This is a genomic window from Intestinirhabdus alba (assembly GCF_009711095.1).
Lineage (GTDB): Bacteria > Pseudomonadota > Gammaproteobacteria > Enterobacterales > Enterobacteriaceae > Intestinirhabdus > Intestinirhabdus alba.
The window spans coordinates 62,485-76,659 of the sequence record NZ_WMJZ01000019.1 but is presented as its reverse complement, the minus strand read 5'-3'; the positions used below and the strand labels follow the sequence as shown (position 1 = coordinate 76,659).

The 14,175-nt window shown below is 60.4% G+C and carries 17 protein-coding genes and 1 riboswitch; of the genes, 14 read left to right on the top strand and 3 right to left on the bottom strand.

Features of this window, described 5'->3' with window-relative positions; translation table 11 throughout:
- Nucleotides 1–24 precede the first annotated feature (24 nt).
- Nucleotides 25–199: riboswitch (cobalamin riboswitch) on the bottom strand.
- Nucleotides 200–468: 269 nt separating this feature from the next.
- The 3 genes from pocR to GJV78_RS23945 all read right to left on the bottom strand — a co-directional run bounded on the left by pocR (nt 469) and on the right by GJV78_RS23945 (nt 2,880).
- On the bottom strand, nt 469–1,380 hold the full coding sequence (pocR, locus tag GJV78_RS14300; RefSeq protein WP_155109000.1) for a transcriptional regulator PocR: 912 nt from the start codon (nt 1,378–1,380) through the stop codon (nt 469–471).
- A gap of 525 nt (nt 1,381–1,905) precedes the next feature.
- Nucleotides 1,906–2,715 carry a propanediol diffusion facilitator PduF gene (gene pduF / locus GJV78_RS14295; protein ID WP_155108999.1) on the bottom strand — a complete coding sequence of 270 codons (810 nt, stop codon included), beginning with the start codon at nt 2,713–2,715 and terminating at the stop codon, nt 1,906–1,908.
- Nucleotides 2,716–2,745: 30 nt separating this feature from the next.
- Nucleotides 2,746–2,880, bottom strand: coding sequence for a hypothetical protein (locus GJV78_RS23945; RefSeq protein ID WP_269140487.1), 135 nt, complete (start codon nt 2,878–2,880; stop codon nt 2,746–2,748).
- Nucleotides 2,881–3,237: 357 nt separating this feature from the next.
- On the opposite strand from GJV78_RS23945, the gene pduA reads away from it, so the two are divergent.
- The 14 genes from pduA (at nt 3,238) to pduP (ending at nt 14,174) form a co-directional block, all read left to right on the top strand.
- On the top strand, nt 3,238–3,522 hold the full coding sequence (gene pduA, locus GJV78_RS14290; protein WP_155108998.1) for a propanediol utilization microcompartment protein PduA: 285 nt from the start codon (nt 3,238–3,240) through the stop codon (nt 3,520–3,522).
- On the top strand, nt 3,519–4,331 hold the full coding sequence (gene pduB / locus GJV78_RS14285; RefSeq protein WP_155108997.1) for a propanediol utilization microcompartment protein PduB: 813 nt from the start codon (nt 3,519–3,521) through the stop codon (nt 4,329–4,331). The genes pduA and pduB overlap by 4 nt, the downstream gene beginning before the upstream one ends.
- An 18-nt stretch (nt 4,332–4,349) precedes the next feature.
- Nucleotides 4,350–6,014 (top strand): propanediol dehydratase large subunit PduC, encoded by a 1,665-nt coding sequence (pduC, locus tag GJV78_RS14280; protein WP_155108996.1) that lies wholly within the window; start codon nt 4,350–4,352, stop codon nt 6,012–6,014.
- A 10-nt stretch (nt 6,015–6,024) separates the two neighbouring features.
- Complete coding sequence (pduD, locus tag GJV78_RS14275) at nt 6,025–6,696, top strand: propanediol dehydratase medium subunit PduD (RefSeq protein WP_155108995.1); 672 nt, start codon at nt 6,025–6,027, stop codon at nt 6,694–6,696.
- Between the two features lie 14 nt (nt 6,697–6,710).
- Nucleotides 6,711–7,235 carry a propanediol dehydratase small subunit PduE gene (gene pduE / locus GJV78_RS14270; protein ID WP_155108994.1) on the top strand — a complete coding sequence of 175 codons (525 nt, stop codon included), beginning with the start codon at nt 6,711–6,713 and terminating at the stop codon, nt 7,233–7,235.
- Nucleotides 7,236–7,365: 130 nt separating this feature from the next.
- Complete coding sequence (locus tag GJV78_RS14265; RefSeq protein WP_155108993.1) at nt 7,366–9,198, top strand: diol dehydratase reactivase subunit alpha; 1,833 nt, start codon at nt 7,366–7,368, stop codon at nt 9,196–9,198.
- Nucleotides 9,188–9,532 carry a glycerol dehydratase reactivase beta/small subunit family protein gene (locus GJV78_RS14260; RefSeq protein ID WP_155108992.1) on the top strand — a complete coding sequence of 115 codons (345 nt, stop codon included), beginning with the start codon at nt 9,188–9,190 and terminating at the stop codon, nt 9,530–9,532. The genes GJV78_RS14265 and GJV78_RS14260 overlap by 11 nt, the downstream gene beginning before the upstream one ends.
- A 25-nt stretch (nt 9,533–9,557) precedes the next feature.
- Entirely contained in the window at nt 9,558–9,833 is a 276-nt protein-coding gene (gene pduJ, locus GJV78_RS14255; RefSeq protein WP_155108991.1) for a propanediol utilization microcompartment protein PduJ, read from the top strand.
- 24 nt (nt 9,834–9,857) lie between these two features.
- Complete coding sequence (locus GJV78_RS14250) at nt 9,858–10,367, top strand: BMC domain-containing protein (RefSeq protein WP_167519581.1); 510 nt, start codon at nt 9,858–9,860, stop codon at nt 10,365–10,367.
- Nucleotides 10,367–10,999 carry a phosphate propanoyltransferase gene (locus tag GJV78_RS14245; protein ID WP_155108990.1) on the top strand — a complete coding sequence of 211 codons (633 nt, stop codon included), beginning with the start codon at nt 10,367–10,369 and terminating at the stop codon, nt 10,997–10,999. The genes GJV78_RS14250 and GJV78_RS14245 overlap by 1 nt, the downstream gene beginning before the upstream one ends.
- Complete coding sequence (gene pduM / locus GJV78_RS14240) at nt 10,996–11,487, top strand: microcompartment protein PduM (RefSeq protein ID WP_155108989.1); 492 nt, start codon at nt 10,996–10,998, stop codon at nt 11,485–11,487. Before GJV78_RS14245 ends, pduM begins: the two co-directional genes overlap by 4 nt.
- A 3-nt stretch (nt 11,488–11,490) precedes the next feature.
- Nucleotides 11,491–11,766 carry a EutN/CcmL family microcompartment protein gene (locus GJV78_RS14235; RefSeq protein WP_155108988.1) on the top strand — a complete coding sequence of 92 codons (276 nt, stop codon included), beginning with the start codon at nt 11,491–11,493 and terminating at the stop codon, nt 11,764–11,766.
- Nucleotides 11,767–11,775: 9 nt separating this feature from the next.
- Complete coding sequence (gene pduO, locus GJV78_RS14230) at nt 11,776–12,783, top strand: two-domain cob(I)yrinic acid a,c-diamide adenosyltransferase PduO (protein WP_155108987.1); 1,008 nt, start codon at nt 11,776–11,778, stop codon at nt 12,781–12,783.
- The gene (gene pduP, locus GJV78_RS14225; RefSeq protein WP_155108986.1) at nt 12,780–14,174 is read left to right on the top strand and encodes a CoA-acylating propionaldehyde dehydrogenase PduP; all 1,395 of its coding nucleotides are present in this window, start codon (nt 12,780–12,782) and stop codon (nt 14,172–14,174) included. The genes pduO and pduP overlap by 4 nt, the downstream gene beginning before the upstream one ends.
- Nucleotide 14,175: the final 1 nt, after the last annotated feature.

The following is a 14,175-nucleotide window of genomic DNA, read 5'->3' as shown; positions in this document are numbered from 1 at the left end:
CGCAACCCACTTCCCACCGAAGTTGTTGGTTATAACCGACAGGCCGGTCTTCTGGCTTAGCGTCATCCTCACCCGCCCTTCCCAATCTTGCGATCAGTGGTATTTACGGGGTCGTCAGCATCACAGCAGCGGGGGCTGCGGGGGATTCTCACCCCCTTCCCTGCCACATTCGTGGCAAACCTGTCGGCAACATTCGCGGCAATATTTATCCGCGACGCGGATTTATTATTCCGTCTTTCACTTCAAACCGGCTCGTTCCATTTGAAGCAGTTGCCAAAGAATAATGAAATCAATTTGTGTTGACACTGTATCTCATCACAAAAATAAAAACCGGCGCACTTTTCTATGTAAATAACACGGCTTCGTTGTACGATAACAAATTATTGCTCTGCCAGGGCTTATTTCTTCCCGTATGCCTTCGGATACAGGTATCGTCCGAGCCGCAAGCCAATAGCAAAATATTGCTCATTACGCCGTTTCAGCGGAGGCGTTATTACTATTTTGCTGTCGATAAGCCTGCGGCGTCACCTGATAGGTCTGGCGAAAAACTTTGCAAAAATAGCTGGTCTGGGAAAAGCCTAAATTACGCGCAATGCTGGCGATGCTCCAGTCGCTGTGACACAGCAGCTCGCGGGCGCTGGCCATGCGCTGCCGGTTAACCCAGGCGTTAAAGCCAATACCCTGATATTTTTTAAACAGCTTGCTGAAGTAGTAGGGGCTGAGATAGACGTGGGAGGCGACGTCCTCCAGACGCAGATCGTCCGAAAGGTGGGCGTCAATATAGCGCAGCGCCTTCTTCATTTTGCTGTCATGGGGATTGACGCCGCGACTCGCACGCGCCGGCTCCGCCTGCTGCGGCGTGTCTTTAATCACCACGAAGTTAAGCTGCTTTTTCAGGCAGTTCTCGACGATCAGCTTCAGCAGATCCGCCGAGGCCATCACCCGCGAGTAGTCCATTTCCGGCACGTTACGGAACTCGTTTAACAGCTGCGGATCGGACTGCCAGCGGTCGTCGACGTTCAGAATATCAACCAGCCCGACGTCATTGGAGAGCCGCACCTGGCCGCACAGCACAAAGCCCACCAGATGGCCGGCAATAACCAGCGGAATAGAGAAGTCGGTCAGCCCGGCGTGACAGCGGTAGATACACGGCCCATCTGATTTTGACGCCTCCAGCCCGCCGCAGCGATCGCTCATACGGCAGCGGCTGCTGAGCTGAGGATGCTGGCGCATCAGCTGGCAAAACGGGGTGAAATTAAATAATTCGGAAATTTCATCACCATGAATATTGACAACCACAACCGCCAGGCTGGTGGCTTGCGCAAAATCCTGTGCGATTTTATTAATGAGTTCTGAGTTCAGGGTGCTCGCAGAAATCATGATAAAATCCCTCAGTTAATCCATTGTTATAATTAAATACAACTTCTTCACATATTTCCCACCATGCCTGTTTACCGGCGAACGGTAAGTATATACCCCGGCTAATTGGGGCGGCATGATCAAACGCAACACGTTTTATACCCGTTATACTTCAGGCTGCGTGTGCGTTGGCTTCTGGTTACTCGTCTCATCCATGAAACGCGCCCCGACTGGCCTGCAGGAAAGAGGCCGGAAGAGAAGCTGGATATCTCCTTTAGCCAGCGCCCGTGCGGCCCGAAACCCGGCGGATATATACCCAAAATAATTCGAGTTGCTTGTAGGCGGCAAGGGAACGAATCCCCAGCAGCATAGATAACTATGTGACTGGGGTGAGCGAGTGCAGCCAACACCCATGCAACTTGAAGTATGAAGGGTATAAAAGACAATAACAAAAGTCTCCCCCCCTGGGGAGACCTTTTCTTCGGTTCATGACGGCAGATCACGAATTAAAATCAGAGAGTGTGATATTGCCGACACGCCGTGCGATCACGCATCCGTTTCTGTGGCCTTACAGCTGTTACAGGGTAAATTTTTACCGATGCAGAAGCGGTAGATTGCCGCCCCGATGCAGGCCCCGACGATCGGCGCAATAATTGGCACGACAAAATAGGGGATGTCGCGACCGCCGGTCATGGCGATATCTCCCCACCCCGCCAGCCAGGTGAACATTTTCGGACCAAAGTCGCGCGCCGGGTTCATGGCGAATCCGGTCAGCGGACCGGTGGAGGCACCGATCACCGCCACCAGCAGGCCGATCAGCAGCGGTGCCAGCGGCCCTTTCGGCACGCCGTTGCCGTCGTCGGTCAGCGCCATAATCAGCCCCATCAGGATGGAGGTAATCACCATCTCGACCAGCGCCGCCTTCCAGACGCTCAGCGCCGCAGCCGGATAGGTGCTGAAGATACTGGCCAGCTGCAGGCTCTCAACGCTGCCGCGCACCATTGAGTTCGTCGTCTCAAACTCGATAAACAGGCTGCTGTACAGCAGGTATCCCAGCGCCGCGCCGCCGAACGCCCCGGCGACCTGCGCGACGGCATAAGGAACGACCTTGCGCCCGGGAAAGCAGGCAAACAGCCACAGGGCGATGGTGACCGCCGGGTTAAGGTGCGCGCCGGAGATACCGGAAGTCAGGTACACCGCCAGCGAGATCCCCAGCCCCCAGATAATACAGATTTCCCATAGTCCAAGACTGGCTCCCGCCACCTTGAGCGCGCTCAGACAGCCGATACCAAAGAACAGAAACAGCCCGGTGCCCAGAAACTCGGCAACGCACTGCGCTTTTAGTGAATCATTCATGGTGACACCTTAATTAGAAGAGTTCGTGTCTTACCAGCGAATTCCCTGCTGGCGGTAGAGTACAACGAACGCCACTATAAAAACTGCCGCCAGAAAATTGTTGGCAATCTGCAAAGCGCCGGCTTCGCAAAATCGTGCTGCAATAGCAAATTCTTGCTCTGCCATTATTTCGCGAGCGCTCTGCAACAGGTATTCTGGCTATTACAAGCCACTTTTTAAAATAATAAAATATTGCTCAGGCGAGATTTCTGTTTTTCAGGCAGCGTCACATTTGCGCCGCCCATATAACAAATGAAATATTTTTTGTCACCCCTAAAAGTGTAAATATGGAGTGGCAATAGCTAAATTATCACATCGATAACTAAAAAATTAGTCTTTAAAAACAGCGAGATATAATAACAAAAAACAATTTTATCGCATTCAATCCCCACTATTTTTTTCACCTCATTTTTAACTCAGCCATTCTTTTTCCTCGCTTCTTTTTATAGTCGGGACTATCGGATAAACCCAGGCGAGGTCTGTATGCAACAAGAAGCATTAGGAATGGTAGAAACCAAAGGCTTGACTGCGGCCATAGAGGCCGCAGACGCAATGGTGAAGTCGGCCAATGTGATGCTGGTCGGCTACGAAAAAATTGGCTCCGGGCTGGTGACGGTAATCGTCCGCGGCGACGTAGGCGCGGTAAAAGCGGCGACGGACGCCGGCGCGGCCGCCGCGCGCCACGTGGGCGACGTGAAAGCCGTACACGTCATTCCGCGCCCGCATACCGATGTAGAAAAAATCTTACCCAAGGGAATTGACCAATGAGCAGCAATGAACTGGTGGATCAGATCATGGCGCAGGTAATCGCGCGCGTGTCGACGCCGGAACCGTCGGCACTCCCTGATACCCCCCACCCACAACGAGAGACGGCTATGGCAGAAAAGAGCTGCAGTTTAACGGAATTTGTTGGCACCGCCATCGGCGACACCGTCGGTCTGGTTATCGCCAACGTGGACAGCGCCTTACTGGACGCGATGAAGCTGGAAAAACGCTATCGCTCTATCGGCATTCTTGGCGCGCGTACCGGGGCAGGCCCGCACATTATGGCCGCAGACGAAGCGGTAAAAGCGACCAACACCGAAGTGGTGAGCATTGAGCTTCCCCGCGACACCAAGGGCGGTGCCGGCCACGGCTCGCTGATTATTTTAGGCGGCAACGACGTTTCCGACGTTAAGCGCGGCATCGAAGTGGCGCTGAAAGAGCTGGACCGCACCTTCGGCGACGTCTACGCCAACGAGGCCGGGCACATCGAGCTGCAGTACACCGCCCGCGCCAGCTATGCGCTGGAAAAAGCCTTTGGCGCGCCCGTTGGCCGGGCCTGCGGGGTGATCGTCGGCGCGCCGGCCGCGGTCGGCGTGCTGATGGCCGATACCGCCCTGAAATCCGCCAACGTTGAGGTGGTGGCCTACAGCTCCCCGGCGAGCGGCACCAGCTTCAGCAACGAAGCCATCCTGATTATCTCTGGCGACTCCGGCGCGGTGCGTCAGGCGGTAACGTCAGCGAGGGAAATTGGCAAAACCGTGCTGGCGACCCTCGGCGCAGAGCCGAAAAACGATCGCCCGTCCTACATCTGACACCCGCGAGGCTGATTCATGAGATCGAAAAGATTTGAAGCACTGGCGAAACGCCCTGTGAATCAGGACGGCTTCGTCAAAGAGTGGATCGAAGAGGGCTTCATTGCGATGGAAAGCCCTCAGGATCCGAAGCCGTCGATTAAAATCGTCAACGGCGCGGTCACCGAGCTTGACGGCAAACCGGTGAACGAGTTTGACCTTATCGACCACTTTATCGCCCGCTACGGCATCAACCTGGCGCGTACGGAAGAAGTGATGGCGATGGATTCGGTTAAGCTGGCCAACATGCTGTGCGATCCTAACGTCAGGCGCAGCGACATCGTGCCGCTGACCACCGCCATGACCCCGGCGAAAATCGTCGAAGTAGTGTCGCACATGAACGTGGTTGAGATGATGATGGCGATGCAGAAAATGCGCGCCCGCCGTACGCCCTCCCAGCAGGCCCACGTCACTAACGTTAAAGATAACCCGGTGCAGATTGCCGCCGACGCCGCCGAGGGCGCATGGCGCGGATTTGACGAGCAGGAGACGACGGTCGCCGTGGCGCGCTACGCCCCGTTCAACGCCATCGCCCTGCTGGTCGGCTCCCAGGTAGGCCGCCCGGGCGTGCTCACCCAGTGCTCGCTGGAAGAGGCCACCGAGCTGAAGCTCGGCATGTTGGGCCACACCTGCTACGCCGAAACCATCTCTGTCTACGGCACCGAGCCGGTGTTTACCGACGGTGACGATACCCCGTGGTCGAAGGGCTTCCTCGCCTCCTCCTACGCCTCCCGCGGGCTGAAAATGCGCTTTACCTCCGGCTCCGGCTCCGAGGTGCAGATGGGCTACGCCGAAGGCAAATCGATGCTCTATCTGGAAGCGCGCTGCATTTACATCACCAAAGCCGCCGGCGTCCAGGGGCTGCAGAACGGCTCCGTCAGCTGCATCGGCATTCCGTCCGCCGTGCCCTCCGGTATCCGTGCCGTACTGGCGGAAAACCTGATCTGCTCAGCGCTGGATCTGGAGTGCGCCTCCAGTAACGACCAGACCTTCACCCACTCGGATATGCGCCGCACCGCGCGCCTGCTGATGCAGTTCCTGCCGGGCACCGACTTCATCTCCTCCGGCTACTCCGCCGTGCCGAACTACGACAACATGTTCGCCGGCTCTAACGAAGACGCCGAGGACTTTGACGACTACAACATTCTCCAGCGCGATCTGAAGGTGGACGGCGGTCTGCGTCCGGTGCGCGAAGAGGACGTTATCGCCATTCGCAACAAGGCGGCGCGCGCCCTGCAGGCCGTGTTCGCCGGAATGGGGCTGCCGCCGATCACCGACGAAGAGGTAGAAGCCGCGACCTACGCCCACGGGTCGAAGGATATGCCGGAGCGTAACATCGTCGAGGACCTTAAGTTTGCCCAGGAGATCATCAACCAGAACCGTAACGGTCTGGAGGTGGTAAAAGCGCTGGCCAAGGGCGGATTTACCGACGTTGCCCAGGACATGCTCAACATCCAGAAGGCCAAGCTGACCGGGGATTATCTGCACACCTCCGCCATTATCGTAGGCCATGGGCAGGTGCTTTCCGCCGTAAACGACGTTAACGATTATGCCGGTCCGGCAACAGGTTATCGCCTGCAAGGTGAACGCTGGGAAGAGGTGAAAAACATCCCTGGCGCACTCGATCCCAACGAACTTGGCTAAGGGGTGAAAAATGGAAATTAATGAAAAACTGCTGCGCCAGATAATTGAAGAGGTGCTGGCTGAAATGCAGCCCAGCGACAAGCCGGTCTCCTTCCGCGCGCCGGGCACCGCCAGCGCGGCCACTGCCGCCCCTCAGGGCGAAAGCTTTCTGACCGAAGTCGGCGAGGCTAAACCGGGCACCCAGCAGGACGAGGTGATTATCGCCGTCGGCCCGGCGTTCGGCCTGTCGCAGACCACCAACATCGTCGGTCTGCCGCACAAGAGCATTCTGCGCGAAGTGATCGCCGGCATTGAAGAAGAGGGCGTGAAGGCGCGGGTGATCCGCTGCTTTAAATCCTCCGACGTGGCCTTCGTCGCCGTTGAGGGCAACCGCCTGAGCGGCTCCGGCATCGCCATCGGCATCCAGTCGAAAGGCACTACGGTGATCCACCAGCAGGGGCTGCCGCCGCTGTCAAACCTGGAGCTGTTCCCGCAGGCACCGCTGCTGACCCTTGAGACCTATCGCCAGATCGGCAAAAACGCCGCCCGCTATGCGAAGCGTGAATCACCGCAGCCCGTACCGACCTTAAACGATCAGATGGCGCGCCCGAAATATCAGGCTAAATCCGCCATTCTGCACATCAAAGAGACGAAGTACGTGGTGACCGGTAAAAATCCGCAGGAACTGCGCGTGGCGCTTTAATAAAGGATACCTTCATGAATACCGATGCAATTGAATCGATGGTTCGGGACGTGTTAAGCCGCATGAACAGCCTGCAGGGCGACGCCCCTGCCCCGGCCTCCTCTGCGGCCGTTGCCACGCCCCACAGCGCAAAAGTCACCGATTATCCGCTGGCGAACAAACATCCGGAGTGGGTAAAAACGGCGACCAACAAGACGCTCGACGAGTTCACTCTGGAAAACGTCCTCAGCGACAAGGTGACGGCGCAGGATATGCGCATCACCCCGGAAACCCTGCGTATCCAGGCGGCCATTGCCCGGGATGCGGGGCGCGACCGCCTGGCGATGAACTTTGAGCGCGCGGCGGAGCTGACCGCCGTGCCCGACGATCGCATTCTGGAGATTTACAACGCCCTGCGCCCTTACCGCTCAACGAAAGAAGAGCTGATGGCCATCGCTGACGATCTCGAAAATCGCTATCAGGCCAAAATTTGCGCGGCTTTCGTGCGTGAAGCGGCAACGCTCTACGTCGGGCGCAAAAAGCTCAAGGGCGATGATTAATCTCAACCTCGTTCACGCCGCCTGACGGCGGCGAAGGCATGGCTCCCGACGCGCCGGCGACAGCCTGCGCCCCGGGTGAAAAGCGCAGCCGACCGGGGCTGCGTGAAGTACGACGAGAAAAGGATTCGGTATGCAATACATAGCTGGCATTGATATCGGCAACTCATCCACGGAGGTCGCGCTGGCGCGGCTTGATGAGGCTGGCGCGCTGAACATCATCGGCAGCGCGCTGGCGGAGACCACCGGAATTAAGGGCACGTTGCGTAACGTGTTCGGCATTCAGGAGGCGCTGGCCCAGGCGGCCAAAAACGCGGGCATCAACGTCAGCGATATTTCGCTTATCCGCATCAACGAAGCCACGCCGGTGATTGGCGACGTCGCGATGGAAACCATTACCGAAACCATCATCACCGAGTCAACCATGATCGGCCACAACCCGAAAACCCCGGGCGGGGTCGGTCTGGGCGTCGGCATGACGATTACGCCGGAGGAGCTGCTCACCCGTCCGGCGGATACGCCCTATATTCTGGTGGTCTCATCGGCGTTTGATTTTGCCGACGTTGCCACCATGATCAACGCCTCGGTTCGCGCCGGCTATCAGCTGACCGGCGCGATCCTGCAGCAGGACGACGGCGTGCTGGTGAGCAACCGGCTGGAAAAGCCGCTGCCCATCGTTGACGAGGTTCGCTACATTGAACGCATTCCGCTGGGTATGCTGGCCGCCATTGAGGTCGCCGTGCCCGGCAAAGTCATTGAAACCCTCTCCAATCCTTACGGCATCGCCACCGTCTTTAACCTCAGCGCCGACGAAACCAAAAACATCGTGCCGATGGCGCGCGCGCTGATCGGCAACCGCTCCGCCGTGGTGGTAAAAACGCCCACGGGCGACGTAAAAGCGCGGGCGATCCCCGCCGGGAACATTGAGCTGCTCTCACAGGGGCGCACCCTGCGCGTGGACGTCGCCGCCGGCGCGACGGCCATCATGAAGAAGGTGAGCGAATGCCCGAAAATTGACAACGTGACCGGCGAAGCGGGCACCAATATCGGCGGTATGCTGGAGCACGTACGCCAGACTATGGCCGAGCTGACCAACAAGCCCAGCGGCGAGATTTTCATTCAGGATCTGCTGGCCGTCGATACCTCCGTTCCGGTGAGCGTCACCGGCGGGCTGGCCGGCGAGTTTTCGCTGGAGCAGGCGGTGGGCATCGCCTCGATGGTCAAATCCGATCGCCTGCAGATGGCGGCCATCGCCGGTGAAATTAAGCAAAAACTTCACGTAGAAGTGCAGATAGGCGGCGCGGAAGCCGAAGCGGCGATTCTCGGCGCGCTGACCACGCCGGGCACCACGCGCCCGCTGGCGATCCTCGATCTGGGGGCCGGCTCCACCGACGCCTCGATCATCAATCCGCAGGGGGAGATCATCGCCACCCACCTGGCGGGCGCGGGGGACATGGTCACCATGATCATCTCCCGGGAGCTGGGGCTTGAGGATCGTTACCTGGCGGAGGAGATCAAAAAATATCCGCTTGCCAAGGTGGAGAGCCTGTTTCATCTGCGCCACGAGGACGGCAGCGTCCAATTTTTCCCCGAGCCGCTGCCGCCTGCGGTTTTCGCCCGCGTCTGCGTGGTGAAACCCGACGAGCTGGTGCCCCTGCCCGGCGATCTGCCGCTGGAAAAAGTTCGCGCCGTTCGCCGCAGCGCCAAAGAGCGGGTGTTCGTCACCAACGCGCTGCGGGCGCTGCGCCAGGTCAGCCCGACCGGCAACATCCGCGATATTCCGTTCGTGGTGCTGGTGGGCGGCTCCTCCCTGGACTTCGAGGTGCCGCAGCTGGTGACCGACGCGCTGGCGCACTACCGGCTGGTGGCCGGGCGCGGCAATATCCGCGGCAGCGAAGGGCCACGCAACGCCGTCGCTACCGGGCTGATCCTCTCCTGGCTGAAGGAGTTTGCCCATGACCGCTAAGCAGAACCTCCCCGCCATCGCCATCACCGCTATCGGCGACTGCGTCGCCCGCTGGCGGGAAGTGCTGCTCGGCATTGAGGAGGAAGGCATCCCCTTCATTATTCAGAACCAGCCTTCAGGAGAGATCGTCGACAGCGCATGGCAGGCGGCAAACCGCTCGCCGCTGCTGGTCGGCATCGCCTGCGACAGCGAAAGGCTGGTGGTGCACTACAAAAATTTACCTGCTTCAGCGCCGCTTTTTACGCTGACGCATCAACAGAATTACCCTGCCCTGCGAAGTGCTGGTAACAACGCGGCAAGGTTAGTCAAAGGTATCCCCTTCCGGGACCTTTAAGTTTAATCCACAGGAGAACAGCAGTATGAACAACGCACTGGGACTGGTTGAAACAAAAGGGTTGGTCGGCGCTATCGAAGCCGCAGACGCCATGGTGAAGTCCGCCAACGTGCAGCTGGTCGGCTATGAAAAAATCGGCTCCGGCCTGGTGACCGTCATGGTTCGCGGCGACGTCGGCGCGGTGAAGGCGGCGGTTGACGCGGGCAGCGCAGCGGCGCGCGCCGTCGGCGAAGTGGCCTCCTGCCACGTGATCCCGCGTCCGCACAGCGACGTCGAGGCCATTTTACCGAAGTCAGCCTAAGCCGCAGCGGATAAGGAGCACAGCGTGAAGCAATCACTGGGATTACTTGAGGTGAAAGGTCTGGCATTAGCCATTATTTGCGCGGATGCCATGGCCAAAGCCGCTTCCATCACGCTGGTTGGCCTTGAAAAGACCAATGGTTCAGGCTGGACGGTCATCAAAATTACCGGTGACGTGGCTTCGGTTCAGTCGGCCATCGTGACCGGTGCCAGCTTCGCCAGCCAGCAGAACGGCCTGGTGGCGCAAAAGGTTATCGCCAGGCCCGGCGAGGGGATACTGTCCCGCAGCGTGCCTTCAGAACCTGAAGCCGCGCCTGCGCCGGCCCCTCTCGCCGCACCTGAACCCGGAATCGGCGTGGACGCGCCGGTAGCAGAAGCGCCTGAAACCGGGGTCGGCGTGGAAGCACCTGCCGTCGACGCGCCGCAGGAGACCGCCATCGTGAGCTGCAATTTATGCCTCGATCCGGCCTGCCCGCGCCAGAAGGGTGAACCCCGGTCATCGTGCCTGCATACGGGCAAGCGAGGTGAAGCGTAATGGATAAACAACTGCTGGAAACCGCGGTCAGCAAGGTGCTGGATGAGATGCGGGAGCGTCCGATTCCGCTGGGCGTCTCTAACCGACATATCCATCTCAGCCAGCAGGACTATGAGCGGCTCTTTCCGGGCCAGCCTATCAGCGAGAAAAAAGCGCTGCTGCAGCCGGGCCAGTACGCCGCCGAACAGACCCTGACGCTGGTCGGCCCGAAGGGGCAGCTTAAGAACGTCCGCCTGCTGGGGCCGCTGCGCGGCGCAAGCCAGGTGGAAATTTCCCGTACCGACGCGCGAACCCTGGGGGTAGCGGCACCGCTGCGCATGTCCGGCGATCTCAAGGGAACGCCGGGCATCCGGCTCGTCAGCCCCTGGGCGGAGCTGGAGCTGACGTCGGGCGTGATCGTCGCCCAGCGCCATATCCACATGTCGCCGCTGGACGCGCTGATCCTGCGGGTGACCCACGGTGACAAAGTTTCCGTGGCTATTGAGGGTGACGAACGGCGTCTGATCTTCGACAACGTGGCGGTGCGCGTTTCGCCGGATATGCGGCTGGAGATGCATATCGATACCGACGAAGCCAACGCGGCGGGCGCGGATAACCCACGCGCCACCGCCCGGCTGGTGACGCCGCGATGAACGGCGAACTGCTGCAGCGCATCGTCGCGGAGGTGGTCTCCCGCCTGGCGCGGCGCGCTGAAAGTACGGCGACGCTCAGCGTCGCGCAGCTGCGGGAAGCCGACGCCCGCATGCTGATTTGTCGCCACGCCACCCTGCACGTGCTGCAGGCGGATCTGCCGCTGCTGGCTCAGCTGGCGGAGCCGCGGTCATCGGACGCCGCGGCGCGGATCGTTCATGAGGCGCTGGCGGCCGGGGTGCGGGTGCGGCTGTCGCTACAGCAGCGGCTGCTGCGAGCGCTGCCGCTGAAGGCCCTCGCCCGCCTGCCGCTGCGGCTGTACGACGAGCAGGGGCGGGAGGTCGTACCGCATCCGGACGGCGTGCTCAGCTACGCTGACGTCGCCCGGCTCTCCGGCGGCACGCTGGTGCTGCGCCGGAAATGCATCGTGACCGCGCTGGCGCGCGAAGCCGCCGCCGCGCGCGATATCCACATCATTAAGCAGGAGTGAACCATGCATCTGGCACGTGTAACGGGCGCGGTGGTATCCACGCAAAAATCCCCTTCTCTGGTCGGGAAAAAGCTCTTGCTGGTACGGCGGGTCAGCGCCGACGGCGAGCTTGCCGCGCAGCCCACCGTCGGGGATGAGGTGGCCGTCGACTCCGTCGGCGCGGGCGTTGGCGAGCTGGTGCTGCTCAGCAGCGGCTCCAGCGCCAGACACGTATTTTCCACGCCCAATGAGGCCATCGATCTGGCGGTGGTCGGCATTGTGGACACGCTTTCTCGCTAAGGGGGAGTTATGGCGATTTATACCCGAACCGGCGACGCGGGAACCACCGCGCTGTTCACCGGCCAGCGGGTGAGTAAAACTCATCCGCGCGTCGAGGCCTATGGCACCCTCGACGAGCTGAACGCCGCGCTAAGCCTCTGCGTCTGCGCCACCCTCAACACGCAGCATCGCGAGCTGCTGGAGGCGATTCAGCTGCAGATTTTCTGGCTCAGCGCCGAGCTGGCCAGCGAAAGCGAGCAGCCCGCACCGGGGCGACGCTATATCAGCACGGAAGAGATCGCCGCGCTGGAAACCGCAATCGACGTCGCCATGGGGCGCGTGGAGCCGGTTCACAGCTTTATTCTGCCGGGGCGCTGCGAGGCCGCCAGCCGCCTGCATTTCGCCCGCACCCTGGCCCGCCGCGCCGAGCGGCGTCTGGTGGAACTGGCCGCGGAGGTGACCGTCAGGCAGGTGCTGTTGCGCTACATCAACCGCCTGTCGGACTGCCTGTACGCGCTGGCCCGCGCCGAAGATCACGACGCCCGGCAGAATAAAATTATTCAGGAGGTCGCCCGACGCTATCTGGCCTCCGCCGACGCCTCCTCCGTCACAGAGTCCGCGGGGCCGCTCACCTTTCAGGAACTTCACCAGCTGACCCGCGCCGCCATTAGCCGGGCCGGGGCGCTGGGCGTTCCCGTGGTTATCAGCATCGTTGACGCCAACGGCACAGAGAGCATCGCCTGGCGGATGCCGGACGCGCTGCTGGTCAGCAGCGAGCTGGCACCGAAGAAGGCGTGGACCGCCGTGGCGATGAAGACCGCCACCCACGAGCTGGCGGCGGCGGTACAGCCCGGCGCGCCGCTCTACGGTCTGGAAAGCCATATGCAGGGCAAAGTGATCACCTTCGGCGGCGGGTTTCCGCTGTGGCGCGAGGGCGTCCTGGTCGGCGGCATTGGCATCAGCGGCGGCAGCGTTGAGCAGGACATGGACATTGCACAGGCCGCCGTTGCGGCAATTAACGTGAGAACACATCAATGAATACATCTGAACTCGAAACACTGATCCGCAACATTCTGAGCGAGCAGCTGGCACCGGCCAAAGGCGACGCGAGCGGTGCCCGGAGCAACGGTATTTTTAACAGCGTCGACGAGGCCATTAATGCCGCGCACCAGGCCTTTCTGCGCTATCAGCAAAGTCCCCTGAAAACCCGCAGCGCCATTATCAGCGCCATTCGCGAAGAGCTGAAGCCGCACCTGGCGGCGCTGGCGGAGGAGAGCGCCGCCGAGACCGGCATGGGCAATAAAGAGGACAAGTTCCTCAAAAACCAGGCCGCGCTGGACAACACGCCGGGAATCGAGGATCTCACCACCACCGCCCTGACCGGCGACGGCGGGATGGTGCTGTTTGAATACTCGCCGTTCGGCGTTATCGGCTCCGTCGCGCCGAGCACCAACCCGACGGAAACCATCATCAATAACAGCATCAGCATGCTGGCGGCGGGGAACGCCGTCTACTTCAGCCCGCATCCGGGTGCCAAAAAAGTGTCGCTGAAGCTCATCTCCATGCTGGAAGAGATCGTCTTCCGCAGCTGCGGGATCCGCAACCTGGTGGTCACCGTCGCCGAACCCACCTTTGAGGCCACCCAGCAGATGATGGCGCACCCGAAAATCGCCCTGCTGGCGATTACCGGCGGGCCGGGCATCGTGGCGATGGGCATGAAGAGCGGTAAAAAGGTCATCGGTGCGGGTGCAGGTAACCCGCCCTGCATCGTGGATGAGACCGCCGATATCGTGAAGGCGGCGGAAGATATCATCAACGGCGCGTCCTTTGATTACAACCTGCCGTGCATTGCCGAGAAGAGCCTGATCGTGGTGGAATCGGTAGCGGAGCGCCTGGTACAGCAGATGCAGAACTTCGGTGCCCTGCTGCTCAGCCCGGCGGATACCGATAAGCTGCGGGCCGTCTGCCTGCCGGAAGGCCAGGCCAACAAGAAGCTGGTGGGTAAAAGCCCGTCGGCAATGCTGGAAGCCGCCGGTATTGCGGTGCCGGCAAAGGCCCCTCGCCTGCTGATCGCCGTGGTTAACGCTGACGATCCGTGGGTTTCCAGCGAACAGCTGATGCCGATGCTGCCGGTCGTGAAGGTGAAAGATTTTGACGGCGCGCTGGCGCTGGCGCTGAAGGTGGAAGAGGGCCTGCACCATACCGCCATTATGCACTCGCAGAACGTGTCGCGTCTGAACCTGGCCGCCCGCACTCTGCAGACCTCAATCTTCGTTAAAAACGGGCCCTCTTATGCGGGTATCGGCGTCGGCGGCGAAGGCTTCACCACCTTCACCATCGCCACCCCTACCGGCGAAGGCACCACCTCAGCCCGCACGTTCGCCCGCTCGCGCCGCTGCGTGCTGACCAACGGCTTTTCCATCCGCTGAT

What these genes read in the sequence shown, in the direction of transcription:
- GJV78_RS14265 (WP_155108993.1), top strand. Translation starts at nt 7,366, where the DNA reads ATGCAATACATAGCTGGCATTGATATCGGCAACTCATCCACGGAGGTC.
- GJV78_RS23945 (WP_269140487.1), bottom strand. Translation starts at nt 2,880, where the DNA reads ATGGCAGAGCAAGAATTTGCTATTGCAGCACGATTTTGCGAAGCCGGC.
- pduB (WP_155108997.1), top strand. Translation starts at nt 3,519, where the DNA reads ATGAGCAGCAATGAACTGGTGGATCAGATCATGGCGCAGGTAATCGCG.
- GJV78_RS14260 (WP_155108992.1), top strand. Translation starts at nt 9,188, where the DNA reads ATGACCGCTAAGCAGAACCTCCCCGCCATCGCCATCACCGCTATCGGC.
- pduF (WP_155108999.1), bottom strand. Translation starts at nt 2,715, where the DNA reads ATGAATGATTCACTAAAAGCGCAGTGCGTTGCCGAGTTTCTGGGCACC.
- pduP (WP_155108986.1), top strand. Translation starts at nt 12,780, where the DNA reads ATGAATACATCTGAACTCGAAACACTGATCCGCAACATTCTGAGCGAG.
- pduD (WP_155108995.1), top strand. Translation starts at nt 6,025, where the DNA reads ATGGAAATTAATGAAAAACTGCTGCGCCAGATAATTGAAGAGGTGCTG.
- pduA (WP_155108998.1), top strand. Translation starts at nt 3,238, where the DNA reads ATGCAACAAGAAGCATTAGGAATGGTAGAAACCAAAGGCTTGACTGCG.
- pocR (WP_155109000.1), bottom strand. Translation starts at nt 1,380, where the DNA reads ATGATTTCTGCGAGCACCCTGAACTCAGAACTCATTAATAAAATCGCA.
- pduE (WP_155108994.1), top strand. Translation starts at nt 6,711, where the DNA reads ATGAATACCGATGCAATTGAATCGATGGTTCGGGACGTGTTAAGCCGC.
- pduJ (WP_155108991.1), top strand. Translation starts at nt 9,558, where the DNA reads ATGAACAACGCACTGGGACTGGTTGAAACAAAAGGGTTGGTCGGCGCT.
- pduO (WP_155108987.1), top strand. Translation starts at nt 11,776, where the DNA reads ATGGCGATTTATACCCGAACCGGCGACGCGGGAACCACCGCGCTGTTC.
- GJV78_RS14235 (WP_155108988.1), top strand. Translation starts at nt 11,491, where the DNA reads ATGCATCTGGCACGTGTAACGGGCGCGGTGGTATCCACGCAAAAATCC.
- pduM (WP_155108989.1), top strand. Translation starts at nt 10,996, where the DNA reads ATGAACGGCGAACTGCTGCAGCGCATCGTCGCGGAGGTGGTCTCCCGC.
- GJV78_RS14245 (WP_155108990.1), top strand. Translation starts at nt 10,367, where the DNA reads ATGGATAAACAACTGCTGGAAACCGCGGTCAGCAAGGTGCTGGATGAG.
- pduC (WP_155108996.1), top strand. Translation starts at nt 4,350, where the DNA reads ATGAGATCGAAAAGATTTGAAGCACTGGCGAAACGCCCTGTGAATCAG.